Source organism: Janibacter endophyticus, from assembly GCF_016888335.1.
GTDB classification, from domain to species: Bacteria; Actinomycetota; Actinomycetes; order Actinomycetales; family Dermatophilaceae; genus Marihabitans; species Marihabitans endophyticum.
The window spans coordinates 766972-791522 of sequence record NZ_JAFEJG010000004.1 but is presented as its reverse complement, the minus strand read 5'-3'; the positions used below and the strand labels follow the sequence as shown (position 1 = coordinate 791522).

The following is a 24551-nucleotide window of genomic DNA, read 5'->3' as shown; positions in this document are numbered from 1 at the left end:
GACCGCACGGCGAAGGGGGACGACCAGGCGGTCGTCCCCCTTCGCCGTCCTCGGGCGTCAGCCCTCGAACTTGTAGCCCAGCCCGCGGACCGTGACGATGTGCACCGGCGCACCGGGGTCCGGCTCGACCTTGGCGCGGAGCCGCTTGATGTGCACGTCGAGGGTCTTGGTGTCGCCGATGTAGTCGCTGCCCCACACCCGGTCGATGAGCTGGCCGCGGGTCAGCACCCGGCCGACGTTGCGCAGCAGCATCTCGAGCAGCTCGAACTCCTTGAGTGGCAGCGGCGTCTGGGTGCCGTTGATCGAGACGACGTGGCGCTCGACGTCCATCCGGACCGGACCGCCCTCGATGGTCGACGGGAGCAGTTCCTCGGGCTCGGTGTTGCGGCGCAGCACGGCCTTGATGCGGGCCAGCAGCTCGCGCGAGCTGTACGGCTTGGTGACGTAGTCGTCCGCGCCGATCTCGAGGCCGACGACCTTGTCGATCTCGCCGTCCTTGGCCGTGAGCATGATGACCGGGACGTTCGAGCGCTGCCGGATCGAGCGGCACACGTCGATGCCCGAGAGGCCGGGCAGCATGAGGTCGAGGAGGACGAGGTCGGCGCCGTTGGTGTCGAAGGCCGTGAGTGCGGCCGGGCCGTTGTCGACGACCTCGACGTCGTAGCCCTCCTTGCTCAAGAGGTAGGAGAGCGGGTCCGAGAAGGAGATCTCGTCCTCGACGACAAGGATGCGGGTCATCGTGCAGGTTCCCTTTCGTGCTGCTCGCGCGCGGCGGCGAGACTCTGCTGTGCTGCGGGCAGCCGGATCGTGAAGGTCGACCCGTGCCCCTCTTCGCTCCAGACGGTGACGTCACCGCCGTGGTTGGCGCACACGTGCTTGACGATGGACAGGCCCAGGCCGGTCCCCCCGGTGGCCCGTGATCGGGCCTCGTCGATCCGGTAGAAGCGCTCGAAGATCCGGGCCTGCTCCTCGTGCGGGATGCCGGGCCCCTGGTCGGTCACGGCGATCTCGATGTGGTCTCCGACGAGGCGGGCACCCACCCCGACCTTCGTCCCCTCGGACGAGTACGAGATGGCGTTGCCGACGAGGTTGCGCACCGCCGTGACGAGCAGCCCCCGGTCGCCGAGGACGTAGAGGTCCTCGGCGCACTTGTCGGCCAGGGCGATCTCCTTGGCGCTGGCAGCGACGCGGACGTTGTCCAACGCCTCGTCGACGACCGACTCGATGTCGACGAGGTCGGGGTCGATGAGCACCTCCGCCGCCTGGAGCCGTGAGAGGTCGACGATCTCCTTGACGAGCATCGTCAGCCGGGTCGCCTCGACCTGCATGCGGGTCGCGAAACGACGGACGGCCACGGGGTCGTCAGCGGCGTCGAGCACGGCCTCCGCGAGGAGGGCGAGACCCCCGACCGGGGTCTTCAGCTCGTGCGAGACGTTGCCGAGGAAGTCACGGCGGACCTGCTCGACCCGGCGGCTCTGGGTCATGTCCTCGACGAGGAGCAGGACGTGCCGGTCCCCGAGCGGGGCGACGCGGGCATGCACGAAGGTTCCCGCCCAGTGCGAGTCCCCCGTGCGGAGCTCGCCACGCTGGAGCTCGAGGTCGACCTCGCGGATCACTCCGTCGGCGCGGACGGCCATCGCGAGGTCGGAGAGCGCGGGGTGGGCGAGCCGACCGTTGCGGACGAGGCCGTGGGCCACCGCGACGGGCGAGTTGTTGACGACCCACCCGTCGGCGTCCGTGACGATGCCGCTCGAGCGCAGGACGGCGAGCACGTCGCCGACGCCCGGGGGCAGGGCCGGCGGGGGCGACGGGGGCGGCGCGAGCTCGCGGTCGCTCCAGGTGATCGCGGCCCACGCGAGCGCGGCGATGACCAGTCCGGCGATACCACCGAAAATTGCCGCAACCGTCGGGTCCACGTCACCGAGAGTACGCGCCGCGCACGGCACACTGGACCCACAGGCAGCACTCTGGACAGGGTGCTGGCTGCTGTTCACCTGCCCGCCAGACGGGGTTCATCGACCCCATGCACAGTGGGTTGCTGGTCGCCCATGCCCGGCGTCCGTCGCACCCGCCCCGAAGGACACCATGCGCACTGTCTTCCACGACGAGCTCAACCAGATCACCGCCGCCCTCGTGAGCATCGCCCGCCTCGTCTCGTCGGCCTGCGCGGACGCCACCGCGGCCCTGCTCGACGCCGACGTCCAGCTCGCCGAGCGCGTCATCGCCCAGGACCGCGACATCGACGCCAAGCGTGCCGAGCTCGACGCCCACGCGATCGACCTGCTCGCCCGGCAGGCTCCGGTCGCCACCGACCTGCGCACGATCGTCACCTCCATGCGCATGTCCGCCGACCTCGAGCGCATGGGCGACCTCGCGCGGCACGTGGCCAAGCTCGCGCGCCTGCGCTACCCCGAGCCCGCCGTGCCCGAGGAGGTCCGCCCGGTCGTGCGCGAGATGTCCGAGGTCTGCGCGCGCATCGTCGTCAAGGTTGAGGACTGCCTGCTGACGCAGGGTCTCGAGGCGGTCGACGACATCGACCGGGTCGACGACGAGCTCGACGAGCTGCACCGGCGTCTCTACGCCATGCTCGTGGACGGCCACTGGCAGCACGGCACGGAGTCGGCCGTCGACATGGCCCTGCTCGCCCGCTACTACGAGCGCTTCGGCGACCACGGCGTCTCCATCGGCCACCGGGTGCGCTTCCTCGTCACCGGCGAGGAGCCCACGGTCGACCTCACCGACTGACCCGCTGGACGACGGAGGGCGAAGGGGGGATCCCCCTTCGCCCTCTCTGCGTCGTGGCCTGGCCGGTCGCGGCCTACTTGCCCTGGTTGGCCACCGCTGCGGCCTCGGCGGCCGCGGCCTCGGGGTCGAGGTAGCGCGACGGTCCGGTCGGCATGAAGTCCTCGCCGAGCTCGTAGACGAGCGGCTGGCCGGTCGGGATGTTCAGCCCCGCGATGTCGTCGTCGCTGATGCCCTCGAGGTGCTTGACCATGGCGCGCAGGCTGTTGCCGTGGGCCGCGACGAGCACGGTGCGGCCGGCTGCGAGGTCCTCACGGATGGGGCCCTCCCAGTAGGGCATGAGCCGCTCGATGACGTCCTTGAGGCACTCGGTGCGCGGGATTTCGATGCCGTCGTAGCGCGGGTCACCGGTCTGGGCGAACTCGTTGTCCTCGTCGATCGCCGGCGGCGGGGTGTCGAAGGAGCGGCGCCACAGCATGAACTGCTCGTCGCCGTACTTGTCACGCGTCGCCGCCTTGTCGAGGCCCTGGAGCGCGCCGTAGTGGCGCTCGTTGAGCCGCCAGTCCCGGCGGACGGGGATCCAGTGCCGGTCGCACGCGTCGAGGGCGATGTTGGCCGTCGTGATCGCGCGGCGGAGCAGCGAGGTGTGCACGACGTCGGGGAGGATCCCCGACTCCATGATGAGCTCGCCACCGCGGAGCGCCTCCTGGCGACCCCGGTCGATGAGGTCGACGTCGACCCATCCGGTGAAGAGGTTCTTCTCGTTCCAGTCGGAGCGGCCGTGGCGCAGCAGGATCAGCGTTGACATGCCTCCAGCCTAGTCAGCGCGCGTCCGCCTCGGGCGGGGTGTCAGATGCATCACCGGGACGCTCGAGGATCGAGCGGAAGGCCTCGAGGTTGCGCAGCGACTCGCCGTTCTTGACCCGCCAGTCCCACTCCTTGCGCATCGAGCTGATGAAGCCGAGCACGAGCAGCTCGTTGAAGGGACTGTCCGCGGCGTCGAGGACGACGCCGAGGAGCCCGTCGAGCAGCCCCTCGTCGACGGCGCGAAGGGGGATCCGCCCGCCGACGTACACGTCGCCCGAGCCGTCGATCGAGTAGGCGAGCCACGGCATCTTGAGGTTGCGGCGCAGCAGGTACCGGTAGACCCGCTCGTGCTGCTCGTCGGGGTTGCGGATGACGAACGCGGAGACGGACAGGGCGTGCTCGCCGACGACGAGGGAGGTCACCGTCTTGAGCTTCTTCTCCCCGGGGAGGGTGACGACGTACTCGCCGTCGCGAGCACCCGGCTCCCACTCGAGCTCGGCCGTCTCGAGGTGCTGCTCGACGGCGGCGCGGACCTGCTCCTGCAGCTGCTCGGTCATGCCTCTCTCCTCTGCTCGGGTGCGCGCGCTCGGTCGACAGCATCCTCGTACACCTCGACGAGGGTGTCGGCGGTGCGGACCCACCCCATGCCGGCCGCCCGCTCGACGGCGCGCTCGGCGAGGGCCGAGCGTCGCCGCGGGTCGTCGAGCAGCTCGAGCATCGTGCTCGCCCACAGGCGCGGGTCGTGCCCGTCGACGAGCACGCCACCGTCGCCGACGGCCGCGGGGAGGCCGCCTCGGTCCGCCGCGACGACGACCGCGCCGCTGGCCGCAGCCTCGACCGCGACGAGCCCGAAGGACTCGTTGTGCGAGGGGACGGCGACGAGGTCGCTCGCCTGGAACCACCGGGTCAGCTCGCCGCGCTCGACCGGCGGAGCGATCCGGACCCGGTCGGCGATCCCGAGGTCGTCGGCGAGGCGGGCCAGGCTGTCCGGTGCTGCGAGGCCGCTGCCGGAGGCACCGCCGAGGACGGCGACGACGAGGCGCTCCCTCAGCTCCGGGCGCTGCTCAGCCATCGCGGCCGCGGCCCGCACGAGGACGTCCGGTGCCTTGAGCGGCTGGATCCGCCCGACGAAGAGCAGGAGGACCGCGTCGGCGGGCAGGCCGAGATGCGCACGCGCCTGAGCCCGGTCCCCGGGCCGGAAGGTCGCAAGGTCCACCCCGGGGGGCACGACGGCGATCTTGCCCGGGTCGGCCGCGTAGAGCTCGACGAGCTCGCGCGCCTCGGTCTCGGTGTTGGCGACGAGCCGGTCGGCGATCTCGACGACCTGCTCCTCGCCGATGACCCGGCCGGGCGGCTCAGGGGCGTCGCCCTCGGCGCGATGGGCGTTCTTGACCTTCGCCATCGTGTGCATGGTGTGCACGAGGGGCACCCCCCATCGCTCCGCCGCGAGCCAGCCCACCTGCCCGGAGAGCCAGTAGTGGGAGTGGACGACGTCGTAGTAGCCCTCGTGACGCAGCGCGAGCTCACGCATGATGCCGGCCGTGAAGGCGCAGAGCTGACCCGGCAGGTCCTCCTTCGCCAGCCCCTCGAAGGGGCCCGCAATGACGTGGTGGACGTCCACCCCCGGCGCCAGCTCGACGACGTCGCCGTCGAGGGCCCGGGTGCGCCGCGTGAAGATGTCCACCTCGATGCCGCGTCGGGCCATCTCCTTGGCCGTCTCGACGACGTACACGTTGAGCCCTCCCGCGTCCCCGGTGCCGGGCTGCGCGAGGGGCGAGGTGTGCACGCTGATCATCGCCACGCGACGCACGGTGCTCATGGGCTCTCCTCCGGGGGCAGCGGCCGGGCAGAGCTCGAGACGCTGAGGTCCAGGCTCGGTCCCCACGCGTGGATGTCGGTGTGGCCCCGGCGACGCAGGTCGACGGCGCGGGCCACCCCCGTCGGCCCGACGGCCTGGTCGGTCCGGCGCTGGCTCGTCAGGGCCGGGGTCGCCCGGTCGATACCCTCGGCGATCCACCAGGCCTCGCCCGCGAGGAGCTGGTCCGGCAGCACCGGGTCGTACCCCCAGGCACCGAGCTCCTCGGCGCCGTGCAGCACGACGGCGTCGGCGCCGGGCGCCTCGACGTCGACCCGCACCCAGCCCCCGTCGAAGGTGACCGTCAGCGTCATCGGAAGGCGGTCGTCCCTGTCGCGCAGGACCCCGTCGTACCGGGCGACGCCCGGCGTGATCGTCAGTCGGGTGACGGTGAGGTCGGAGAGCACCTGGTCGACGCGCTCGCGGCGGTCGTCCGCGTCGTACGAGCCCCTGAGCGCGCTGACCGGCGATCCTCCCCGCACGGTGCGGTAGAGGATGTCGGTGCCGTGGGTGACCTGCATCCCCGAGGGGCCGAGGGCCACGGCGCGACCCTCGCCGAGGGTGACCACCCCTCCCGCACCGTCGGCGACGGTGAGCAGACCGGGTGTCACCGCGAGCACCCCGCTGTCCCGGCCGATGAGCGGCGGGATCCAGGTCATGGCGCCGATGAGCGCTGCCCCGGTGAGCGAGGCGACGAGCGCGAGCATGCTCCAGCTGACCCGTCGCTCCCTCATCCGCACCGCCCCACTGTAGGCCGCGACCTACAGTGGGCCGGTGCCCAGTCAACGCCCGGTCGGATCCTCGACCCGGGGCACGACCGCGCCCAACCGGCTCAGACGGGCCGACCGGTGGCTCGTCGGGACCCAGTCGGCGCGGATCCTGCGCGGTGACGACCCGCCCGTCATGGTCGACCTCGGCTACGGCCGGGTCGGGACCACCACGCGGGAGTGGGCCGACCGTCTCGCCACGGTGCGCCCCGACCTCGACGTCGTCGGGGTGGAGATCGATCCCGAAAGGGTGGAGGCAGCCCGGCCCCTGACCCGCCCGGGGCTGCGCTTCGTCCTCGGCGGCTTCGAGGTGCCCACGCCCCCGGCGCGGGTCGTCCGGGCCTTCAACGTCCTGCGCCAGTACGACGAGTCCGAGGTCGCGGCTGCCTGGCGCTCCCTCCAGGACGCCCTCGACGAGGACGGCATCGTCGTCGACGGGACGTGCAGCGAGCTGGGCCGGCTCGGCGCCTGGGTCGTCCTCGACGCCATCGCGCCGCAGACGCTCACCCTGTCCTGGCGGCTGCGGGACCTCGATCTCGACGCCACTCCCCCGTCGGTCGTCGCGGAGCGGCTGCCCAAGGCGCTCATCCACCGCAACGTCCCGGGCGAAGGGGTGCACGAGCTGCTGCGGGACCTCGACGACGCGTGGGCGCGGACCGCGGGGTGGGCGACGTACGGCGCGCGGGCGCACGCGGTCGAGGCCTTCGGCCGGCTCGCCTCGCGGTGGCCGGTCGTCGGCGACGCCCGGCGGTGGCGGCTCGGCGAGCTCACCGTCGAGTGGGAGCCCGTCGCCCCCGCCTAGCGCCCCCAGCGGTTGTCGTTGCTGCGCCCCAGCACCTGGGCGATCGCCGGCTTGACGTCGGCGAGGTACACACCGGCGGCGACGACGCCGAGGAGACCGAGCAGCCCCAGCCCGCCGAAGGACGCGATGCCGAGGAGCAGGCCCACGGCGAGGATCCCGAGCCAGACCGGCTTGGTCAGCTTGCCGGCCGCGACGAAGGCGTCGGCGCGCTGCGTCGCCGCGTGGACAAGCGCGTAGAGCTCCACCCCGACGGCGATCGCCCCGAGGACGAGGACGATGAGCTGCTGGATGTTCGCGATGACGCTCATGCGAGTGAGCCTACGGCGGGCACGTCGAGGACGATTGTCACCGGGCCGTCGCCGACGATCGTCACCTCCATGTCCGCGCCGAAACGACCGGTCGCCACGCCCACCCCGTCGGCCCGGAGCGCCTCGGCGACGGCGTGGACGAGTGGCTCGGCCACCGGGCCCGGGGCCGCGGCGTTCCACGACGGCCGGCGGCCCTTGCGCACGTCCGCGTACAGGGTGAACTGGGACACGACGAGCACCTCCCCGCCGACCTCGAGGACCGAGCGCTCACCCCCTTCGTCCCCCGGAGGGAAGAGCCTCAGCCCGGCGATCTTGCGGGCCGTGGTCGCGACCTCGGCCGGGCCGTCGTCGTGGGTGACCCCGACGAGGGCGACGAGGCCCGGGCCGATCGCCCCGACGACCTCGCCGTCCACGACCACCTGGGCCGAGCTGACCCGCTGCAGCACCGTGCGCACGTCAGCCTCCTCAGAACCCGACGACGCGGACGACGCCCACCGGGCGCCCGTGGCCGAGCGTCGGTGACGTGGACAGCGACCGGGTGGCCTCGGACTCGACCCCGAGGCGGAGCAGGGCGGTGGCGAGGACGGCCGTCCGGGCCCGGGCGAAGGGGGCGCCGTCGCTGATCTTCACGGCCACCCCGACGCCGTCGGCCGAGCCGGCGGCGAAGACCGACTCGGCGCCGTCCTTGGCGACGAGCCCGGGGGTGCCGGCCATGAGGGTCGTGACCTCCCGGTCCTCGCCGCCGACCATCTCGGGGTGAGACCGCATCGCCTGGGCGACCCGGTGCTCGGGCGTCCCGGCGGGCGCGCAGGCGAGCCGGCCGAAGGCACGAGCCAGCCCGTCGAGCGGGACGGCCGGGAGCGGCGCCCCACAGCCGTCGACGCTCGTCGTCGCGACGGGGCCGACCTCGGCCGCCACGGTGACGGCGATGGCGACCTGCACGGGGTGCGTGGGGTCGAGGTAGTCGTGCGTCGACCAGCCGTTGACGACGCAGGTGGCGAGCATCCCGGCGTGCTTGCCGGAGCAGTCCTGGGCGATCGGCTCGGGGGCGCGGCCGGCGGCGAGCCAACGGGCGTGCTCGAGCTCACCGAGCGGGAGGGCCGGCGTGTTCTGCAGGGCGTCGACGCCGAGGCCGACCGAGGCGAGGATCTCGACCACCGCGTCGAGGTGGCGCTGCTCGCCGGAGTGGCTCGAGCAGACCGTGGCGAGCAGCGGCGGGGCGATGTCGAGGCCGTGGCGCACCATCGCCAGCGACTGGACCGGCTTGAGGGTCGAGCGCGGGTAGACCGGCGCGGAGACGTCGCCCCGCTCGAGGAGGGTCTCCCCCGTCGCGGACGTCCCGGCCACGCGGCCGTGGTGGGCGGACTCGACGAGACCCCCGCGGGTCACATGGACCAGCACGGGGGCCTCGTCGAGCGCTGCGCTGTCAGTCGTCGTGGAGGTCACGATCCCTGACGATAACGCCGGGCTGCGGTGATCAGTCGCCGACCTTCTCGGCAGCCTTCTCGGCGGCCTTGGTGGCCTTCGCAGCCGTCGTGCGGGCGGCCGTCGTCGTCGACTTCGCGGCGGTCGTGGTGCGGGCGGCACCCTTCTTGGCCGTGGTGGTCGTGCGCTTCGCGGCGGTACGGGTCCGCTTGGCGGAGCTCTTGACGGCCTGGGTGGCCTTGTCGGTGTCGACCGTGACGTCGACGGACTCGACGACGGCCTCGGCGGCCTTGACGGCCTCCTTGCGGGTCGTGGTCAGCGTGGCCTTGGCGGTGCGCTCGACGTCGTCGACCGTCTTGCGGGCGGTGGTGACGAGGCCCTTGCCGAGGGCGAGGGTGGCCTTGGCCTGGCCGACGAGGTCCTGCGTCGCCTTCTGCTTGCGGACCCGCTCGACGAGCTTCTCACCACGGGTGGCGAGCTCGCCGTAGGTCTTCTGGGCAGCGGCCGGGGCACCGGCGAGACGGGCCTGGACCTTGGTGGGGGCCACCTCGGCGCGCAGGGCGTCGATCTGGGTGCCGGCGGTGCGGACGCGCTCGACGGCGAGGTCGGTGGCGCCGATGGCGGCGTAGGGGGAGTCGATGACGACCTTCTTGACGGTGGCGGTGACTGCCATGGTGATTCTCCTTCTGATGGGTCAGGACTGCTTGGTCGATGGGGCGCGCCGCGCTGCGCGCCGGGTCGCGGCCTTCTTCGTGGCCTTCGTGGGGCCGGCCGCGGTCTTGGGGGTGGCCTTCGTGGCCTTCGGGGTGGTCTTGCGGGCGGGCTTCGTCGGCGCCGGCTCCTCGGGGAGCGAAGGGGGACCCGCTGCCTCGAGCGGTCCGGGCAGGTCCGGAGAGGTCGTCCCGGGCGATCCGACGAAAGAGTCGTAGATGTCGATGAGCGTCTGCTTCTGACGACTCGTGAGGCGCAGGTCGGCGGCGATGGCCTCGCGGGCCGTGGGTCGCTGGCTCGGTTCGTCCTCGTCGGGGTCGAGCAGGCCGGCCTGGACGTAGAGCGTCTCGGCGCTGATGGACAGGCCCTTGGCGATCTGCTGGAGGATCTCGGCGCTCGGCCGCTTGAGCCCGCGCTCGATCTGGGAGAGGTAGGGGTTGGAGATCCCGGCGAGCTCGCTCAGCTGGCGCACCGACAGGCGTGCGCTGACCCGCTGCTCGCGGAGGTACTCACCGAGCCCGTTGCTCAGGTCGCCCAAGGGATTCCGCGTCATGTCCTCATTATGCTTGCTTTAGTTAGCACACTGCAAACCGAAGCGCGCAGATGTGTCGCGGCTCACCCCTTCGCCCTCCCTGCGTCCGCCACCGTGGGGCACCCACGCCCACGGTGGCGGACGCACCGACGATCAGGGGGCGACGATCACCGTCTGCGCCGCGGCGACGCCGACGCCCTCACCGGCCGTGAGGGTCGCCTCGGGGTCGGTGCTGCGCTTGACGAGGGCGAGCGCGATCGGCCCGTCCTCGTGATGACGGGCGACAGAGGTGAGGTGTCCGACCGCCTTGTCCCCCAGGCGGACCGGCTCGCCGGCCTGCGGGATGACGTGGCCCGACCCGTCGAGGTGCAGGGCGACGAGACGCCGCGGCGGACGGCCGAGGTTCTTCACCCGGGCCACCGTCTCCTGCCCGCGGTAGCACCCCTTCTGGAGGTGGACGGCGCTGCGCAGCCAGTCGACCTCGTGCGGGATGGTCCGGTGGTCGGTCTCCGCGCCCAGGCGGGGCCGCCACGCCGCCACCCGCAGCGCCTCCCAGGCCCACAGCCCCGCGAGCTGCCGGTCGCCGACCGCCGCCACCACGTCGGCCGCCGGGACGATCACCTCGCGGGTCCGCCAGGTCCGGCCCGGGTGCTCGGCCGTGGGCGGGCCGTACTCGAAGGTGTCGCCGACCGGCCCGGGCCACGGGTCGACCCACGCGAGCGGCTCGCCGTCGACGCTCTCGCGCGAGCCCGCCTCTCCGATGACGACATGCTCGCCGGTGCGGTCCGTCACGGCCACGTCGAGCATGAACCGCATGGAGTCCAGCCAGGAGACGACCGCCTCGTGCGTGCCGGGCTCGACGGTGATCCACGTCTGCTCGCCGTCGTCGACAACGTGCAGGTCGTGCTCGACATGCCCCTTGGGGCTGAGGATGAGGCTCTGCGCCGACGTGCGCGGCGCGAGACCGGTGAGCTGCTGGGTCGTGAGGGAGTGCAACCAGGACAGCCGGTCACGGCCTGAGACGGTGATGACCCCCCGGTGGCCGAGGTCGACCGCGGCGAGGCCCTCGACGAGGAGGCGCTGCTCCCGCATCGGGTCGCCGTAGTGAGCGGCGACGGCTGCGTCGCGGCCGTCGCCCGGGACGGCGCCGGGGGCGGACAGCAGGGGGCTGGGGTGGGTCATCGGTCTCCTCGGTCGGTGGTCAGGTCTGGGTCGGCGCACCGGGCACAGTGCCCGTGGATCGCCATGTGGGTCGGGTCGGCCCGGAAGCCGGAGTCGGCAAGGACCTGCGCGACGAGCCCGTCCGCGGCCTCCGTCGGCATCTCGAGCACGCTCTTGCACCCTCGGCACACGAGGTGGAGGTGTCGGTGCGGGCGCGCCAGGTGGTAGGTGGCCGGGCCGTGGTCGAGGTGCGTGTGCGTGACGATCTCGACGTCCTCGAGGGACTGAAGGGTCCGGTAGATCGTCGAGGGCGGCAGCTCGCGCCCCCCGTCGCGGCTCACAAGATGGGTGAGCACCTCGGGGGTCATGTGCTCGCCCCTCGCGAGGACGGCGAGGACCCGCCGGCGCGGCTCCGTCAGCCGGAGCCCCCGCGCCCGGACGAGGTCGCCCAGCGGATCGGTCATCCCCCGAATCTACCGACCATCAGGTCGCCCCCAGACCCGCGACCTAGACTCCAGGCGTGATCAACGACCTCTTCGACGAGACCTCGCGGGACGAGCCGGAGCGCTCCCGACGGCGCCGAGGAGGCTGGGGGCGACGGATCCGTCGCACGGTCATCGTCCTCGTGTGCGCGGCGCTCCTGGTCGTCGCGGGAGCGGCCGGCTACCTCGGCTACCTCAACAGCAAGGTCGACGACATCCAGCGGGAGGCGCTCCTGCCGGCGCCGGGGGGCGGTGGCACTGCTGGCGGCGACCCGTCGAAGACGACGACGGGCACGAAGCTCGTCACCGGCCAGGGGACGAACTACCTCGTCATCGGGTCTGACGCCCGCCCCGGCGAGACCGCGTCTCGCGCCGACGTCATCCAGCTGGTCCACGTCCCCAAGGACAGCAGCGGGGTCTATCTCATTCACTTCCCCCGCGACCTCTACGTCGACATCCCCGGCCGCGGCAAGGACAAGATCAACGCCTCCTTCGCCTACGGCGGCGCCCCCCTGCTCGTCCAGACCCTCCAGGACCTCCTCGGCGTGAAGATCGACCACGTCGCCAAGACCGACTTTGAGGGCTTCAAGCAGATGACCGACGCCGTCGGTGGCGTGCGCGTCTACGCCGAGCAGGCGAGCAGCTCCTCCGGCAACGGCGGCGTGGCCATCCAGAAGGGGTGGAACGACCTCAACGGCGAGCAGGCGCTGGGCTTCGTCCGCGAGCGCTACCAGCTCTCCCAGGGCGACATCTCCCGCGGCCAGCGGCAGCAGGCCTGGCTCAAGGCCATCATGACCAAGACCCTCACCCCGGGCGTCCTGCTCAACCCGGCGAAGTTCTCCAGCTTCGTCCAGGCCGGCACGTCGAACTCGATCGTCGACGACACCCTGACCACCAGCAAGATCCGCAGCCAGGCGCTCAAGCTGCGCGGCGTCCGCGGCGACGACATCCACTTCGTCACGGCGCCCTTCTCCGGCTACGGGACGACGTCCGGCGGGGCCTCGATCGTCGTCCTCGACGAGCCGGGCATGGACCGCCTCTCCGACGCGCTGGCGACCGACAACATGGCCGGTTTCACGGAGTAGCTCAGTCGACGCGCTTGAGCTCGGCCGAGACGTGGCTCTGCAGCGGCTCACCGACGGCGGCCATGTCCATGACCCACATGAGGTTGCTGTTGACGTAGCCGTACATCCGCGAGGCGGCGGAGTACTCCTTGGCCTGCGGGCTCCGGATCACCCCGTCGGTGCGGACCTCGACCCGGGCCGGCTCGACCGACCCGTAGTACATCTCGACAAAACCGGTGGGGTGCGCGAGGAGCAGCTCGACCTCGCCCTCGCCGCCCGGCCGCCAGAAGCCGAGCTCGGTCGCCAGCGGGCGGACCTGCTGACCCTCGTCGTCGAGCAACCAGGTACGCGACTCCCAGCGCAGGAAGGGACGACCGTCGTGCGCGCAGATGATCTCCTGCCCGAAGTTCGCCGACTCGATCGTCGGGTACCCCACGACTCCCGCGCCCTCCCAGCGGCCGACGAGCCAGGCGAGGGGGGCGATGTCCGGGTGCAGGGTGGGGTCGATGGTGAACACCCCACCAGGGTAGGGGTCGCGATCAGCCGACGAAGGCCCGCGTCAGGGTGAGCACCACCGGGCCGACGACGAGCACCGACGCGGCACCGACAGCGACCGCAGCTCCCGGCTCCGACGCGCGGGGCACCGGCACGGCCACGCGACGGGCCGCGAGCGCGACAGCCGCGGCCAGCACCCCGACAAGCAGGCCCCACACGAGCACCTGACCGCTGACGACGAGGGTCACGACGAGACCGGCGACGCCACCGAGCAGCATCGCGACGGGGAGCATCCACGCGTGCAGCCGCGGGCGCTCGAGGAGCACGTCGACGATCGCCGAGACGGCCACCGCGACGCCGGCGACGACGAGCGGGCGGCGTGCGTCCCCCGCGACGATCGTCAGGACGATGCCGCACATGAGCAGCCCGATCCCCAGCGCGACCGTCATGAGCCAGCGGGTGAGCTCGGCCCGCACCCGGCCGTCGACGAGCGGGACGAGGCTCATGAGGATGACCCCGACGGCAGCCGCGACGGGAGCCGCCTCGAGCCACGGGTCCGACTCGGTGGAGAGCCTGGCGGCCGCGAGCGCGAGGGCGGTCACGGCGAGGACCCCCGAGGCCGCGAGCGGGGTGGCCAGCCCGGCGAGCCGGGGCAGACCGAGCGTGACGAGCAGGCCGGCGGCCGTGACCACTGCCACGAGCAACACGGTCGAGGTCGTCAGGGCCGCGAGCGCGAGCGCCAGCCCGACGACGACCGCGCCCGCCGCGACCACGGGGCGCGGGACGGCTGCGGTCTGCGGGCGCTCCGGCGGGAGCCCGTGCGAGCCCTGCTGAGCACGGCGCGCGGCTCGCGTCTGCGGGGCGGGGTCCACACTCTGCACGGGCCGACCTTATCCCGTGCGACCTTTCGTAGAATGGCGGTTGATGGCCAGGCTGCTGCTGCTCACCGACGACCTGGCGCCCAGCGCCGAGGTGCTGCCGGCGCTGGCTCTCCTCGGTCACCACGTGCGGACCCTCCCCGCCGAGGCGTCCGCGCTGCTCGACGCCCCCGAGACGGACGTCATCCTCGTCGACGCCCGCCGTGAGCTCATCCAGGCCCGCTCGCTGTGCCGGGTCATCAACGCCACCGGGGCCCCGGCGCCGGTCATCGCCATCCTCACCGAGGGCGGGCTCACCGCCGTGACCACCGAGTGGTCCGTCGACGACGTCATCGTCGAGTCCGCAGGCCCGGCGGAGGTCGAGGCCCGGATCCGGCTCGCCGCCGCGCGCTCCGCCGCCGGCACCGATGACGACGAGATCGCCAGCGGGTCGGTGACCATCGACGAGGCGAGCTACTCCGCGCGGCTCAACGGCACCGTCCTCGACCTCACGTACAAGGAGTTCGAGCTGCTCAAGTACCTCGTGCAGCACCCCGGACGGGTCTTCACCCGCGCCCAGCTCCTCCAGGAGGTCTGGGGCTACGACTACTTCGGCGGCACCCGGACCGTCGACGTCCACGTGCGCCGGCTGCGGGCCAAGCTCGGCGCCGACCACGAGGTGCTCATCGGCACGGTGCGCAACGTCGGCTACCGCTTCGTCCCCGACACCGTCGAGGACGAGGCCCAGCCCGTCGGGAGCGACGCATGACGCCGCACGAGGCGCTCACCCCGGACGCGGCGGCCTCCGTCCGGGAGCTGGCCCGCCGCAGCACCGGCGCCGACGGCCCCTCCCCCCTCGGCGAGGACTTCCTCCTGGCCCTCGACGGCACCACCCACCGGCACCTCACCGAGCCGGAGGGACCCCCCTTCGCCGGGTACGCCGGACTGGCCCCCGACGGGTCGGCCGAGCTGACGGTGGACCCCGGCCACCGGCGGCAGGGCATCGGCCGTCGCCTCGCGGAGGGCGTCCTCGCGCGCGACCCCGCGGCGCGCTTCTGGGCGCACGGCGACCTCCCGCCCGCGCGGTCTCTCGCCGCCTCCCTCGGCCTGGAGCGGGTCCGCGAGCTGCTCGTCCTGCGGCGCCCCCTCGACGGGGTCCCGACCGCGCCCGAGCCGCCCGAGGGTTACCGGCTCCGGACCTTCGTCCCCGGGCAGGACGAGGAGGCGCTCCTCGCCATCAACGCGGCCGCCTTCGTCGACCACCCCGAGCAGGGCCGGCTGGACCGGGCCGGCCTCGACCGGCGGACGGGGCAGCCGTGGTTCGACGCGGCGGGCCTCTTCCTCGTCGAGGACGAAGGGGGTGAGCTCGCCGCCTTCCACTGGACGAAGGTCGCCGACCCCTCGAGCGGGATCGGAGAGGTGTACGTCGTCGGGGTGGCCCCGGGCCACCAGGGGCGGGGGCTGGGCGGATACGCGACCGCCGTCGGCCTGGCCCACCTCGCGGGGCTCGGGCTCGACACCGTCGAGCTCTACGTCGAGGGGGACAACACCCCCGCGCTGGCCACGTACGACCGGGCCGGCTTCGTCCGTCATGCCGTCCACTCGATGTATGCCCGCGCGCGCTGAGACGCGCTGCAACAATGCCGTCATGAGTGCCCAGTCCCCGCACCCAGGCCCCGGAGCGGGGCTCGGCGACGGCCATCTCCGGGCGGGCCGCTGATGCCCGTCGTGCTCGCCGCCGGCACCCTCCCCTGGCGCCGTCGCCGCGGCGCGCTCCAGGTCGCCCTCGTCCACCGGCCGCGCTACGACGACTGGTCGTGGGCCAAGGGCAAGCTCGACCCGGGTGAGATCTTCCCCGTGGCCGCGACCCGCGAGACCGCCGAGGAGACCGGGCTGCAGGTCCGGCTCGGACGGCCGCTCCCCTCCTCGACCTACCACCTCGGCGTCCGCGGCGGGATCCCCGTCGTCAAGGACGTCCGGTACTGGGCCGCCGAGGTCGTCGGCGGCGAAGGGGTCCTCGAGCACGAGATCGACGAGGTGGCCTGGCTCGAGGTCGACAAGGCCCGCAAGCGGCTGACCCACCAGCGCGACGTCGACCAGCTCGACGGTCTCGTCGAGGCCGACTCCGCCGGGGCCTTGACGACCTGGCCGCTGGCTCTCGTCCGGCATGCCAAGGCCGAGCCGCGTGCCTCGTGGTCCGGCAAGGACTGGCTCCGGCCGCTCGACGCCCGTGGCGAGCGCCAGGCCGGCGAGCTCGTACCGCTCCTCGGCGCCTACGGCATCACCCGGCTCGTGAGCTCCCCCTCGACCCGGGCCGCCCGCACCATGTCGCCGTACGCGCAGAGCGCCGGCCAGCGGTTGCGGCTCAAGCCCGGCCTCTCCGAGGAGGGTTACGCCGACAACCCGGCCAAGGCACCGCACCACCTGCGCCGGCTCGTCGAGCGGGGCGTCCCCGCAGCCCTGTGCTCGCACGGCCCTGTCCTGCCGGACCTCATCACCGAGCTCATCACCCTCGTCGACACGACGCACCGGCAGGGCGTGCTCGCCCAGTCGATCCTCGAGGGCGCGCTCTCCTCCGGGATGACGAAGGGGGAGGTCCTCGTCTGCCACATCGCCGGCACCGGTGCGGGAGCCCGGGTCGCGTCCGCGGAGAGGCACCACCCGGAGGACCGCGCCTGAGCCTCGAGGCTGCGTCGGCGCAACCCTCTCGCAGACCGCCACCGGCGTTCGCGTGAGGGGCCTCACGGCCGGCTGAACCCAACGTGCAGGTCGGGTTCACCTCGCGTTCACCGACGGGGGGCCATCCGGTCACCGACCGCTCTTAGCGTCATCGACGTACGACCACGGCGGTCACGGCGATGTGCCGTGCCTCGTGCCACTTTTTCCCGAGAGGTATCGATCACTGTGATCCGTCCCAGCCGCAAGGTCTTCACCGCCGCGTCTGCCCTGACCCTGTCCCTCGGCCTCGCTGCGTGCGGTGCCGGCAACGAGGGAGGCTCGGGCGACGGCTCGACGTCCTCCGCGGGTGGTGGCTCTGCCGCCGAGTCCGTCTCCGGCTCCATCAAGGGCGCCGGCGCCAGCTCCATGGAGAAGGCGCAGGGCGAGTGGATGGCCAAGTTCTCCGAGGCCAACCCCGACGCCACCGTCGAGTACTCCCCCGACGGCTCCGGCACCGGCCGCGAGAAGTTCATCAACGGCGCGGTGAACTTCGCCGGCTCCGACTCGGCCATGGACGAGGAGGAGATGGCCTCGGCGAAGGAGAAGGGCTGCACCGGGGAGACCATCCAGTTCCCGGTCTACGTCTCCCCGATCGCCGTCGCGTACAACCTCGAGGGTGTCGACGAGCTCAACCTCTCGCCCGAGGTCATGGCGGACATCTTCAACCACAAGATCACGTCGTGGGACGACGAGAAGATCAAGGCGGACAACCCGGACGCCGACCTCCCCTCGACCGCCATCACGACGGTCAACCGCTCGGACGACTCGGGCACCACCGAGAACTTCGCCACCTACCTCAAGGCCGCGGCCCCGGACAACTGGCCGCACGAGCCCGAGGACGCCTGGCCGGTCAAGGGCGGCGAGGCCGCCAAGGGCACCTCCGGCGTCGTCGGGGCCATCGAGGCGGGCCAGGGAACCATCGGCTACGCCGACGCCTCGCAGATCGGTGACCTCGGCGCGGCCAAGGTCAAGGCCGAGGACGAGTTCATCGAGTACAGCCCCGAGGCCGCGGCGAAGATCCTCGAGAGCGCCAAGCGCGTCGACGAGGCGAGCAAGACCAACTACGCGGTCGAGCTCGACCAGGCCAACGCCGGCGCCGGCGTCTACCCGGTCGTCCTCGTCTCCTACGCCATCGCGTGCTCGGAGTACGGTGACGCCGAGGCTGCCAGGACGACCAAGGCCTACCTTGAGTACATCGCCTCGCAGGAGGGCCAGGACGCCGCGGCCGCCGCCGCGGGCAGCGCCCCGCTCTCCCCGGCCGCCCAGGAGAACGCCAAGGCTGCCCTGAGCAACATCAAGGTCGACTGAGACCGTCGAACTGGGTTGAATGACCGAGGGCCCCGGACGCGGTCCGGGGCTCTCGGTCTGCCCCACTCCCCTGACCCCTGAGGAAGCGACAGTGAGCACGACGACCCCCAGCTCCCCACCGAAGGCGGTGACCCGCCGCGGCGACCGGATCTTCTCCGGGCTCTCCGTCGGCTCCGGGGTCGCGATCCTCGCGACGCTCGCCGCCGTCGCCGGCTTCCTCATCTACATGGCGCTCCCGGCGATCACCGCCGACTCCGGCGAGGTGCGCGGCGGAGAGGGCCTCGCGAGCTACGTCGCGCCGCTGATCTTCGGCACGCTCTACTCCTCGATCATCGCGCTGATCATCGCTTTCCCGCTCTCCATCGGGATCGCGCTCTTCATCACGCACTATGCGCCCCGTCGCCTCGCGGCCGGGCTCGGCTACATCATCGACCTACTGGCGGCGGTGCCCTCGATCATCTTCGGCCTGTGGGGCCTGCAGATCGCCAGCGACGCCGTGCCGACCTTCGGCTGGCTCAACGAGACGCTCGGCTTTCTCCCGCCCTTCGGCGGCAACGTCACGGTCACCGGCCGAACGATGCTCATGATCGGCATCGTCCTGGCGATCATGATCCTGCCGATCATGACGGCGGTGAACCGAGAGGTCTTCCTCCAGACCCCGCAGCTGCACGAGGAGGCCTCGCTGGCCCTCGGTGCCACCCGCTGGGAGATGATCACGCAGGCCGTCATCCCCTTCGGCAAGTCTGGCGTCATCTCCGGCGCCATGCTCGGCCTCGGGCGCGCGCTCGGCGAGACGATGGCGGTCGCCATCGTCCTCTCCGCCAGCGGCTCGGTCATCTCGTGGGAGCTGCTCACCTCGCGGGCGTCCGGCACGATCGCCGGAGACATCGCCCTGAACTTCCCCGAGTCCTTCGGGGTCGAGCGCAGCACTCTCTTCGTCTCGGGCCTGGCACTCTTCGCGGTGACGCTCCTCGTCAACATGTTCGCCCGGTGGGTCATCTCCCGCCGGTCCGAGTTCTCCGGAGCCAACTGATGACCGACATCGACGACAAGGCGCCCGAGAGCGCCCCGCTCACGAGCGGTCAGACGACGACCGGCGGTTCCGGGATGGACGCCGGCCGGTGGAACGGCGGGCTGAGCCAGCAGGCGCGGTGGGCGGTGCTCGGCGGATCGGTCATCGCCGGCGCTGCGATCGTCAGCCTCGTCTGGGGCTTCAGCGTGCTCCCGGTGATCATCGTCTCCGCGCTGATCTACTCGGTCGCGATCTACGTGGCCTCTCGCCGGGCCGAGGGCCCGCGCCACGCGACCGACCGGCTCGTCACGGCGGTCGTCACGACGATGTTCCTCGTCGCCCTGACCCCGCTGCTCTCCGTGATCTGGACGATCGTCTCCAAGGGCGTCAACCGCCTCGACGCGGAGTTCTTCACGTACTCCATGCGGGGCGTCGGCGCCGGCGAGATCGGTGGCGCCTACCACGCGATCATGGGCACCCTCATCGTCACCGGGCTCACGGCGCTCATCTCGATCCCGATCGGGATCTTCGCGGCGATCTACCTCGTCGAGTACGGCGGCAGGAGCCGTCTGGCCAAGGGCCTGACCTTCTTCGTCGACGTCATGACCGGCATCCCCTCGATCGTCGCCGGCCTCTTCGCGATCTCCCTCTTCACCCTCTTCTTCGGGCCCGCCTACCAGGCCGGCATCGTCGGTGCGGTGGCGCTGTCGGTGCTCATGATCCCCGTGGTCGTGCGCAGCACCGAGGAGATGCTCCGGCTCGTGCCCAACGAGCTGCGCGAGGCGAGCTACGCGCTCGGCGTCCCGAAGTGGCTCACGGTTACCAAGGTGGTCCTCCCCACCGCCATCGCCGGTATCGCCACGGGCGTCACGCTCGCCGTCGCCCGGGTCATGGGCGAGACCGCACCGCTGCTCATCACCATGGGCGCCGCGAAGGGGATGAACCTCAACCCCTTCGAGGGGTCGATGTCCGCGCTGCCGCTCTTCGCCTACAGCTCCTACTCGAGCCCCGGCCTGAACAAGCAGGACAGCCTCGACCTGGCCTGGACCGCTGCGCTGACCCTCATGGCTATCGTCATGGTGCTCAACATCGTCGCCCGGCTCATCAGCAAGTACTTCGCCCCCAAGACCGGCCGCTGACCCGGCTGAAGAGGAAGACAACCCGACGTGTCCAAGCGCATCGACATCAAGAACCTCGACATCTACTACGGCGACTTCAAGGCCGTGGCGGACGTCAACATGGTCATCCAGCCCCGCAGCGTCACGGCGATGATCGGCCCCTCCGGGTGCGGCAAGTCCACCGTGCTCCGCTCGCTCAACCGCATGCACGAGGTCATCCCCGGCGCCTACGTCGACGGCGAGGTCCTCATGGACGGCGAGAACCTCTACGGCAAGGGCGTCGACCCGGTGAACGTGCGGCGCAAGATCGGCATGGTCTTCCAGCGCCCGAACCCCTTCCCGACGATGTCGATCCGCGACAACGTCCTCGCCGGGGTCAAGCTCAACAACAAGAAGATGAAGAAGGCCGACGCGGACGACCTCGTCGAGTCCTCGCTCCAGGGCGCCAACCTCTGGAACGAGGTCAAGGACCGGCTCGACAAGCCCGGCTCGGGCCTCTCGGGAGGTCAGCAGCAGCGCCTGTGCATCGCGCGGACGATCGCGGTCAAGCCGGACGTCGTCCTCATGGACGAGCCGTGCTCGGCGCTCGACCCGATCTCGACCCTGGCGATCGAGGACCTCATCCACGAGCTCAAGGACGAGTACACGATCGTCATCGTCACGCACAACATGCAGCAGGCCGCTCGCGTCTCCGACATGACCGGCTTCTTCAACCTCGAGGCCACCGGCAAGCCCGGCAAGCTCGTCGAGTTCGACGACACGAGCCAGATCTTCAACAACCCGACCGAGAAGGCCACCGAGGACTACATCTCGGGACGCTTCGGCTGATCGTCAGCCCCCGGGGGGAGTGGGCCGGGCCGGGTGCAGCGGCAGGGGGTTGCACCCGGCCCTCTCGCGTCCCCTGCCGGGTCAGAGCAGGATCGCCCGGCCGAGGAGCATCATCGCGGCGGCGGAGAGGCCGGCACCGGGGAAGGTGAAGATCCAGGCCCCGACGATGTTCTTGGCGACGCCCCAGCGGACCGCCTTGAGGTTCTTCGTCGCACCGACGCCCATGATCGCGGAGGTGATGGCGTGCGTCGTGGAGATCGGGGCCCGCATCGCGGTCGCGACGTAGAGGATGCACGCCGCGGTCACCTCGGCGGCGAAGCCCTGCGGCGGGTCGAGGTGGATGATCCGCCTCCCGAGGGTCCGCATGATCCGCCAGCCACCGGCGTAGGTGCCGAGGCTGATGACGACGGCACTCATGACGAGGACCCACAGGGGGATGGAGTCGTCGCCCTGGTCCTGGTACCCACCGACCGTCAGGGCGAGCACCACGACGCCGGCGGTCTTCGCGGCGTCCTGCATGCCGTGACCGAAGGCCATGGCGGCGGCGGAGACGGTCTGCGCGTAGCGGAAGCCTCGTCGCGCGCGGCCAGGGTGCGCCCTGCGGAAGATCCACATGATCGCGGTCATCACGAGGTACCCGACGATCAGGCCGACGATCGGGCTGGCGATCATCGGGACGATGACCTTCTCGAAGATCCCGCGCCACTGCACCGCGGCTCCCGCCGCGAGGGCGGCACCGCCGAGCCCGCCGATGAGGGCGTGCGAGGAGGACGAGGGGAGCCCGAACCACCACGTGAGCATGTTCCAGGCGATCGCGCCGATAAGCGCCGCCCCGCAGATCACCATGCCGGTGTGCCCGGCCGGCGCCTCGATGATCCCCGTCCCGACGGTCTGGGCGACCTTCGTCCCGAAGAAGGCGCCGACGAGGTTCGCGACCGCCGCCATCGCGAGGGCGGCCCGCGGGGTGAGGGCACGCGTCGAGACCGAGGTGGCGATCGCGTTGGCCGCGTCGTGGAAGCCGTTGGTGTAGTTGAAGCCCATCGCCAGGCAGACGACGATGATGACCGGGAGGAGCTCCACGAGCGTCAGGACTCCTTGACCGCGATGGTCTCCACCCGGTGCGCGACCCGCTCGAAGGCGTCGGCCGCGGTCTCGAGGCCGGCGATGACGTCCTTGTGCTTGAGCACCTCGATCGCGTCGGTCACCGCCCCGTTGAAGAGGCTGGCGACGAGCCGGCGGTAGATCGTGTCGGCCTGGTTCTCGAGCCGGTTGATCTCGATCCAGTACTCGTCGAGGCCCTTCATCGAGCGCAGCCGCGGCATGGCGGCTGCGGTGAGCTCGGCCATGCGACTGATCACCGCGACCTGCTCGCTGACTCCCGGGAGCAGATCCCCGATGTTGTACAGCACGACCATCCCGCCGACGGCGTCCATGGCGTCGACGCAGTCGTCGAGCGCGGCGGCCAGCTCGACGATGTCGACGTGGTCGAAGGGGGTGATGAAGGAGCTGTTGACCTTGCGGATGACCTCGTGGGTGGCCTCGTCGGCGCCGTGCTCGATGTCGCCGAGCCGCTTGGCGATGGCGGCGCGCTCCGCGTGCGGGGCAGCGAGCAGCTCGGTCAGCTGCTCTGCCCCCTCCACGGAGTGGGCGGCCGACCTCGCGAGGAGGTCGAAGAAGGTGTTGTCCTGAGGGGTGACGCGGAAACCCACAGCAGATCGCTCCGATGAGGCAGAGGGGATGGCCGCGGATCAGCGTAGGGCCTCCCCGTCACCCAGGCGAAACCCGTCGGTCACCTCGCGTTCAACGTCAAGCCCGTGCGGGCGGAGGGCAGGAGCCTTGGCTCGTGCGACAGGACCCCCGCAGGAGCCTTGGCTCGTGCGACAGGACCCCGGCAGGAGCCTTGGCTCGTGCGAAGGGGGTGGGCGAAGGGGGTGGGTGCGCCGGGCCGGGAGCGCCTCTCGGCACGTGGCCGCTCGTAGCGGCTGAATTTGGGACCCGGGGCTACCGCGACCCGGCGCACCGTCGAGGGTAACGCGGCAACCTGGGTGGGGCATTCCCCCTCGCCCCCCGATCTGCGACGTGGGCTCAGACGAGCGCGTCCGCCCGCCAGAGCGCCGCGCAGGCGGCCAGGTCTGCGGCCGTCGTGGACAGTGCGGCCGCCAGCTCGACGTCCGCGCTGTCGTCGTGGGCGCGGCCGGTGGCGACGACGAGGCAGAAGGCGGCGCACCGCTCGAGGGCGACGTCGAGATCTCCCCGGAAGGCGCCGCCGAGGACGGCGTCGATCATCGCGAGCACGTCGTCGGGCCCGGGCGGCTCCGCGACGCCGGCGACAACGTGCTCGACCGGGGCGACGAGCATCCCCGCCCCGTACTCGCGGCTGGCCTCCGCCGGCTGACGGCGCACCCACTCGCGAACGAGGTAGAGGCGCCACAGCGCGCCGGGGAGGCTGCGGGCCGGTCGGTCGGACCACAGCTCGGCGAGGGTGTCCAGGCCGACCTCGTCGACGAGACCGACGAGTCGCGCGGCAAGCTCGGGGTCGGTGTCGGCGCGCCCTGCGGAGACGACGAGAGCCGCGGCGGCGTGAGCCGCCTCGGCCGCCTCGGCGGGCCCGGGGAGCGTGGCGCCGTGCGCCTCCATGGCCGCCGGCCCGAGGCGGAGCGGGCGGCGAGGAGGTCGCGGACCGGGGTCGCTGACGGTCAGCTCCGTGCCCGGAGCATCGCCCGGACCATCGTCACGGCCTCAGACTGCGAGAGCTCGGTGCGGTTGGTGTCCCACGAGGCCCGCAGCAGGCGGCGGGTCTCGCCGTTGGCCCAGAGGTTCTCCCCGGTGAGCGATCGCGCGAGGTCGTGGACGGCGCGGCCGAGGTCGTCCTCGACGATCGTCACGAGTCCCCACCGCTCGGCGGTCTGGGCGTCGAGCGTCTGGCGCCCGAGGGCGAAGGACAGGGCACGCTGCTGCCCCACGGCCCGCGGGAGCAGCCAGGCCAGACCGGGGTCCGGTGCGCCGAGGCCCCCGTCGTTGGCGACCCGGAAGGACGCGTCGGGGGTGCACAGGGTGAAGTCGGCCGCGAGCGCCATGCCGAGCCCGGAGCCCGCCGCCAGGCCCTGGACGCCCGCGACGACGGGCTTGGTGGAGGCGTTGAGGATGCCGAACATCTCGTCGAGCGCGGCAGCCTGCTCGAAGACCTCGGTCGTGGGGTCGTCGGCATCGCGGGCAGCCTGGGTGTCGGTGCCGACGCAGAAGTCGTCACCCGTGGAGGTGAGCTTGAGGATGTCGACCTCGGGGTGGTCGAGCGAGCGCTGCACGGCGTCGCGCAGCTGGTGGGTCATCGCGAGGTCGAGCGCGTTGCCGAACTCGGGTCGGGCCAGCTCGATGTGGGCGATGCGGTCGGCGACGGAGAGGTTGACGAAGGCGCGCAGCTCGGACACGAGCCCCAGGATACGAGACCTCGGGCGTGGTGGGCCCCGTCGGGCTCGAACCGACGACCTACGGATTAAAAGTCCGCGGCTCTACCAACTGAGCTAGAGGCCCTCGCGACCCGGCAGGCCGCCGGGTCAGC

At 71.9% G+C, this 24551-nt stretch carries 29 protein-coding genes and 1 tRNA gene; 10 read left to right on the top strand and 20 right to left on the bottom strand.

Annotated elements, in window-relative coordinates; translation table 11 throughout:
• Positions 1-57: 57 nt before the first annotated feature.
• Positions 58-738, bottom strand: coding sequence for a response regulator (locus tag JNO54_RS03830; protein WP_204142703.1), 681 nt, complete (start codon positions 736-738; stop codon positions 58-60).
• Positions 735-1916 carry a sensor histidine kinase gene (locus JNO54_RS03825; protein WP_204142702.1) on the bottom strand — a complete coding sequence of 394 codons (1182 nt, stop codon included), beginning with the start codon at positions 1914-1916 and terminating at the stop codon, positions 735-737. Before JNO54_RS03825 ends, JNO54_RS03830 begins: the two co-directional genes overlap by 4 nt.
• Before the next feature lie 169 nt (positions 1917-2085).
• Here JNO54_RS03825 and phoU point away from each other — a divergent pair, with 169 nt between their 5' ends.
• Positions 2086-2745 (top strand): phosphate signaling complex protein PhoU, encoded by a 660-nt coding sequence (phoU, locus tag JNO54_RS03820; protein ID WP_204142701.1) that lies wholly within the window; start codon positions 2086-2088, stop codon positions 2743-2745.
• Between the two features lie 73 nt (positions 2746-2818).
• On the opposite strand, the gene JNO54_RS03815 is transcribed toward phoU, so the two are convergent.
• From JNO54_RS03815 to JNO54_RS03800, 4 genes are read right to left on the bottom strand one after another with little or no spacing between them, the layout of a single operon-like run.
• Positions 2819-3550, bottom strand: coding sequence for a phosphoglyceromutase (locus JNO54_RS03815; RefSeq protein ID WP_204142700.1), 732 nt, complete (start codon positions 3548-3550; stop codon positions 2819-2821).
• Between the two features lie 13 nt (positions 3551-3563).
• Entirely contained in the window at positions 3564-4106 is a 543-nt protein-coding gene (locus tag JNO54_RS03810) for a type III secretion system chaperone family protein (protein WP_204142699.1), read from the bottom strand.
• Positions 4103-5368: a D-inositol-3-phosphate glycosyltransferase gene (gene mshA / locus JNO54_RS03805; protein ID WP_204142698.1), complete on the bottom strand. Its 1266-nt coding sequence runs from the start codon at positions 5366-5368 to the stop codon at positions 4103-4105. Before mshA ends, JNO54_RS03810 begins: the two co-directional genes overlap by 4 nt.
• Positions 5365-6138: a hypothetical protein gene (locus JNO54_RS03800; protein WP_204142697.1), complete on the bottom strand. Its 774-nt coding sequence runs from the start codon at positions 6136-6138 to the stop codon at positions 5365-5367. The genes mshA and JNO54_RS03800 overlap by 4 nt, the downstream gene beginning before the upstream one ends.
• A gap of 40 nt (positions 6139-6178) precedes the next feature.
• Here JNO54_RS03800 and JNO54_RS03795 point away from each other — a divergent pair, with 40 nt between their 5' ends.
• The gene (locus JNO54_RS03795; protein WP_204142696.1) at positions 6179-6973 is read left to right on the top strand and encodes a class I SAM-dependent methyltransferase; all 795 of its coding nucleotides are present in this window, start codon (positions 6179-6181) and stop codon (positions 6971-6973) included.
• Here JNO54_RS03795 and JNO54_RS03790 read toward each other — a convergent pair.
• The 7 genes from JNO54_RS03790 to JNO54_RS03760 form a co-directional block, all read right to left on the bottom strand.
• Positions 6970-7281 carry a DUF2516 family protein gene (locus JNO54_RS03790; protein WP_204142695.1) on the bottom strand — a complete coding sequence of 104 codons (312 nt, stop codon included), beginning with the start codon at positions 7279-7281 and terminating at the stop codon, positions 6970-6972. The genes JNO54_RS03795 and JNO54_RS03790 overlap by 4 nt on opposite strands.
• Positions 7278-7736, bottom strand: a complete 459-nt coding sequence (gene dtd / locus JNO54_RS03785) for a D-aminoacyl-tRNA deacylase (RefSeq protein WP_204142694.1) — start codon at positions 7734-7736, stop codon at positions 7278-7280. The genes JNO54_RS03790 and dtd overlap by 4 nt, the downstream gene beginning before the upstream one ends.
• 10 nt (positions 7737-7746) lie before the next feature.
• Complete coding sequence (locus JNO54_RS03780; protein ID WP_204142693.1) at positions 7747-8727, bottom strand: asparaginase; 981 nt, start codon at positions 8725-8727, stop codon at positions 7747-7749.
• A gap of 31 nt (positions 8728-8758) precedes the next feature.
• A complete protein-coding gene (locus JNO54_RS03775; protein WP_204142692.1) occupies positions 8759-9379 on the bottom strand; it encodes a hypothetical protein in 621 nt (206 codons plus the stop codon).
• Between the two features lie 21 nt (positions 9380-9400).
• On the bottom strand, positions 9401-9970 hold the full coding sequence (locus JNO54_RS03770) for a helix-turn-helix domain-containing protein (RefSeq protein ID WP_204142691.1): 570 nt from the start codon (positions 9968-9970) through the stop codon (positions 9401-9403).
• A gap of 132 nt (positions 9971-10102) precedes the next feature.
• Complete coding sequence (ygfZ, locus tag JNO54_RS03765) at positions 10103-11131, bottom strand: CAF17-like 4Fe-4S cluster assembly/insertion protein YgfZ (protein ID WP_204142690.1); 1029 nt, start codon at positions 11129-11131, stop codon at positions 10103-10105.
• Positions 11128-11574 (bottom strand): Fur family transcriptional regulator, encoded by a 447-nt coding sequence (locus tag JNO54_RS03760; protein ID WP_204142689.1) that lies wholly within the window; start codon positions 11572-11574, stop codon positions 11128-11130. The genes ygfZ and JNO54_RS03760 overlap by 4 nt, the downstream gene beginning before the upstream one ends.
• 56 nt (positions 11575-11630) lie before the next feature.
• Between JNO54_RS03760 and JNO54_RS03755 the strand changes: the two genes are divergently transcribed.
• Positions 11631-12677 carry an LCP family protein gene (locus JNO54_RS03755; protein WP_307818049.1) on the top strand — a complete coding sequence of 349 codons (1047 nt, stop codon included), beginning with the start codon at positions 11631-11633 and terminating at the stop codon, positions 12675-12677.
• Between the two features lies 1 nt (position 12678).
• Here JNO54_RS03755 and JNO54_RS03750 read toward each other — a convergent pair whose 3' ends face one another.
• Both JNO54_RS03750 and JNO54_RS03745 read right to left on the bottom strand, forming a co-directional pair.
• Positions 12679-13173 (bottom strand): heme-binding beta-barrel domain-containing protein, encoded by a 495-nt coding sequence (locus JNO54_RS03750; RefSeq protein ID WP_204142688.1) that lies wholly within the window; start codon positions 13171-13173, stop codon positions 12679-12681.
• A gap of 22 nt (positions 13174-13195) precedes the next feature.
• The gene (locus tag JNO54_RS03745; RefSeq protein ID WP_204142687.1) at positions 13196-14032 is read right to left on the bottom strand and encodes a hypothetical protein; all 837 of its coding nucleotides are present in this window, start codon (positions 14030-14032) and stop codon (positions 13196-13198) included.
• A gap of 43 nt (positions 14033-14075) precedes the next feature.
• Between JNO54_RS03745 and JNO54_RS03740 the strand changes: the two genes are divergently transcribed.
• From JNO54_RS03740 to pstB, 7 genes are all read left to right on the top strand, one after another.
• Positions 14076-14777, top strand: a complete 702-nt coding sequence (locus JNO54_RS03740) for a winged helix-turn-helix transcriptional regulator (protein ID WP_204142686.1) — start codon at positions 14076-14078, stop codon at positions 14775-14777.
• The gene (mshD, locus tag JNO54_RS03735; RefSeq protein ID WP_204142685.1) at positions 14774-15634 is read left to right on the top strand and encodes a mycothiol synthase; all 861 of its coding nucleotides are present in this window, start codon (positions 14774-14776) and stop codon (positions 15632-15634) included. The genes JNO54_RS03740 and mshD overlap by 4 nt, the downstream gene beginning before the upstream one ends.
• Positions 15635-15727: 93 nt before the next feature.
• On the top strand, positions 15728-16687 hold the full coding sequence (locus JNO54_RS03730) for an NUDIX hydrolase (RefSeq protein WP_204142684.1): 960 nt from the start codon (positions 15728-15730) through the stop codon (positions 16685-16687).
• A 225-nt stretch (positions 16688-16912) separates the two neighbouring features.
• Positions 16913-18034 (top strand): phosphate ABC transporter substrate-binding protein PstS, encoded by a 1122-nt coding sequence (gene pstS / locus JNO54_RS03725; protein WP_204142683.1) that lies wholly within the window; start codon positions 16913-16915, stop codon positions 18032-18034.
• Between the two features lie 91 nt (positions 18035-18125).
• Positions 18126-19067 (top strand): phosphate ABC transporter permease subunit PstC, encoded by a 942-nt coding sequence (gene pstC, locus JNO54_RS03720; protein ID WP_307818048.1) that lies wholly within the window; start codon positions 18126-18128, stop codon positions 19065-19067.
• Positions 19067-20185 (top strand): phosphate ABC transporter permease PstA, encoded by a 1119-nt coding sequence (gene pstA / locus JNO54_RS03715; protein ID WP_233703171.1) that lies wholly within the window; start codon positions 19067-19069, stop codon positions 20183-20185. The genes pstC and pstA overlap by 1 nt, the downstream gene beginning before the upstream one ends.
• 27 nt (positions 20186-20212) lie before the next feature.
• Positions 20213-20992: a phosphate ABC transporter ATP-binding protein PstB gene (gene pstB / locus JNO54_RS03710; RefSeq protein WP_204142681.1), complete on the top strand. Its 780-nt coding sequence runs from the start codon at positions 20213-20215 to the stop codon at positions 20990-20992.
• 81 nt (positions 20993-21073) lie between these two features.
• On the opposite strand, the gene JNO54_RS03705 is transcribed toward pstB, so the two are convergent.
• From JNO54_RS03705 to JNO54_RS03685, 5 genes are all read right to left on the bottom strand, one after another.
• A complete protein-coding gene (locus JNO54_RS03705) occupies positions 21074-22072 on the bottom strand; it encodes an inorganic phosphate transporter (protein WP_204142680.1) in 999 nt (332 codons plus the stop codon).
• Between the two features lie 5 nt (positions 22073-22077).
• Positions 22078-22701, bottom strand: a complete 624-nt coding sequence (locus tag JNO54_RS03700) for a DUF47 domain-containing protein (RefSeq protein ID WP_204142679.1) — start codon at positions 22699-22701, stop codon at positions 22078-22080.
• 376 nt (positions 22702-23077) lie between these two features.
• Positions 23078-23629, bottom strand: coding sequence for a hypothetical protein (locus JNO54_RS03695; RefSeq protein WP_204142678.1), 552 nt, complete (start codon positions 23627-23629; stop codon positions 23078-23080).
• A 59-nt stretch (positions 23630-23688) separates the two neighbouring features.
• Positions 23689-24420: an enoyl-CoA hydratase/isomerase family protein gene (locus JNO54_RS03690; RefSeq protein WP_204142677.1), complete on the bottom strand. Its 732-nt coding sequence runs from the start codon at positions 24418-24420 to the stop codon at positions 23689-23691.
• 27 nt (positions 24421-24447) lie between these two features.
• Positions 24448-24523, bottom strand: a tRNA-Lys gene (locus tag JNO54_RS03685).
• Positions 24524-24551: the final 28 nt, after the last annotated feature.

Excerpts from the sequence above, each read along its gene's own strand:
- JNO54_RS03830 (WP_204142703.1), bottom strand. The coding sequence starts at position 738 with ATGACCCGCATCCTTGTCGTCGAGGACGAGATCTCCTTCTCGGACCCG.
- phoU (WP_204142701.1), top strand. The coding sequence starts at position 2,086 with ATGCGCACTGTCTTCCACGACGAGCTCAACCAGATCACCGCCGCCCTC.
- JNO54_RS03815 (WP_204142700.1), bottom strand. The coding sequence starts at position 3,550 with ATGTCAACGCTGATCCTGCTGCGCCACGGCCGCTCCGACTGGAACGAG.
- JNO54_RS03810 (WP_204142699.1), bottom strand. The coding sequence starts at position 4,106 with ATGACCGAGCAGCTGCAGGAGCAGGTCCGCGCCGCCGTCGAGCAGCAC.
- mshA (WP_204142698.1), bottom strand. The coding sequence starts at position 5,368 with ATGAGCACCGTGCGTCGCGTGGCGATGATCAGCGTGCACACCTCGCCC.
- JNO54_RS03800 (WP_204142697.1), bottom strand. The coding sequence starts at position 6,138 with ATGAGGGAGCGACGGGTCAGCTGGAGCATGCTCGCGCTCGTCGCCTCG.
- JNO54_RS03790 (WP_204142695.1), bottom strand. The coding sequence starts at position 7,281 with ATGAGCGTCATCGCGAACATCCAGCAGCTCATCGTCCTCGTCCTCGGG.
- JNO54_RS03775 (WP_204142692.1), bottom strand. The coding sequence starts at position 9,379 with ATGGCAGTCACCGCCACCGTCAAGAAGGTCGTCATCGACTCCCCCTAC.
- JNO54_RS03770 (WP_204142691.1), bottom strand. The coding sequence starts at position 9,970 with ATGACGCGGAATCCCTTGGGCGACCTGAGCAACGGGCTCGGTGAGTAC.
- ygfZ (WP_204142690.1), bottom strand. The coding sequence starts at position 11,131 with ATGACCCACCCCAGCCCCCTGCTGTCCGCCCCCGGCGCCGTCCCGGGC.
- JNO54_RS03760 (WP_204142689.1), bottom strand. The coding sequence starts at position 11,574 with ATGACCGATCCGCTGGGCGACCTCGTCCGGGCGCGGGGGCTCCGGCTG.
- JNO54_RS03740 (WP_204142686.1), top strand. The coding sequence starts at position 14,076 with ATGGCCAGGCTGCTGCTGCTCACCGACGACCTGGCGCCCAGCGCCGAG.
- mshD (WP_204142685.1), top strand. The coding sequence starts at position 14,774 with ATGACGCCGCACGAGGCGCTCACCCCGGACGCGGCGGCCTCCGTCCGG.
- JNO54_RS03730 (WP_204142684.1), top strand. The coding sequence starts at position 15,728 with ATGCCCGTCGTGCTCGCCGCCGGCACCCTCCCCTGGCGCCGTCGCCGC.
- pstA (WP_233703171.1), top strand. The coding sequence starts at position 19,067 with ATGACCGACATCGACGACAAGGCGCCCGAGAGCGCCCCGCTCACGAGC.
- JNO54_RS03695 (WP_204142678.1), bottom strand. The coding sequence starts at position 23,629 with ATGGAGGCGCACGGCGCCACGCTCCCCGGGCCCGCCGAGGCGGCCGAG.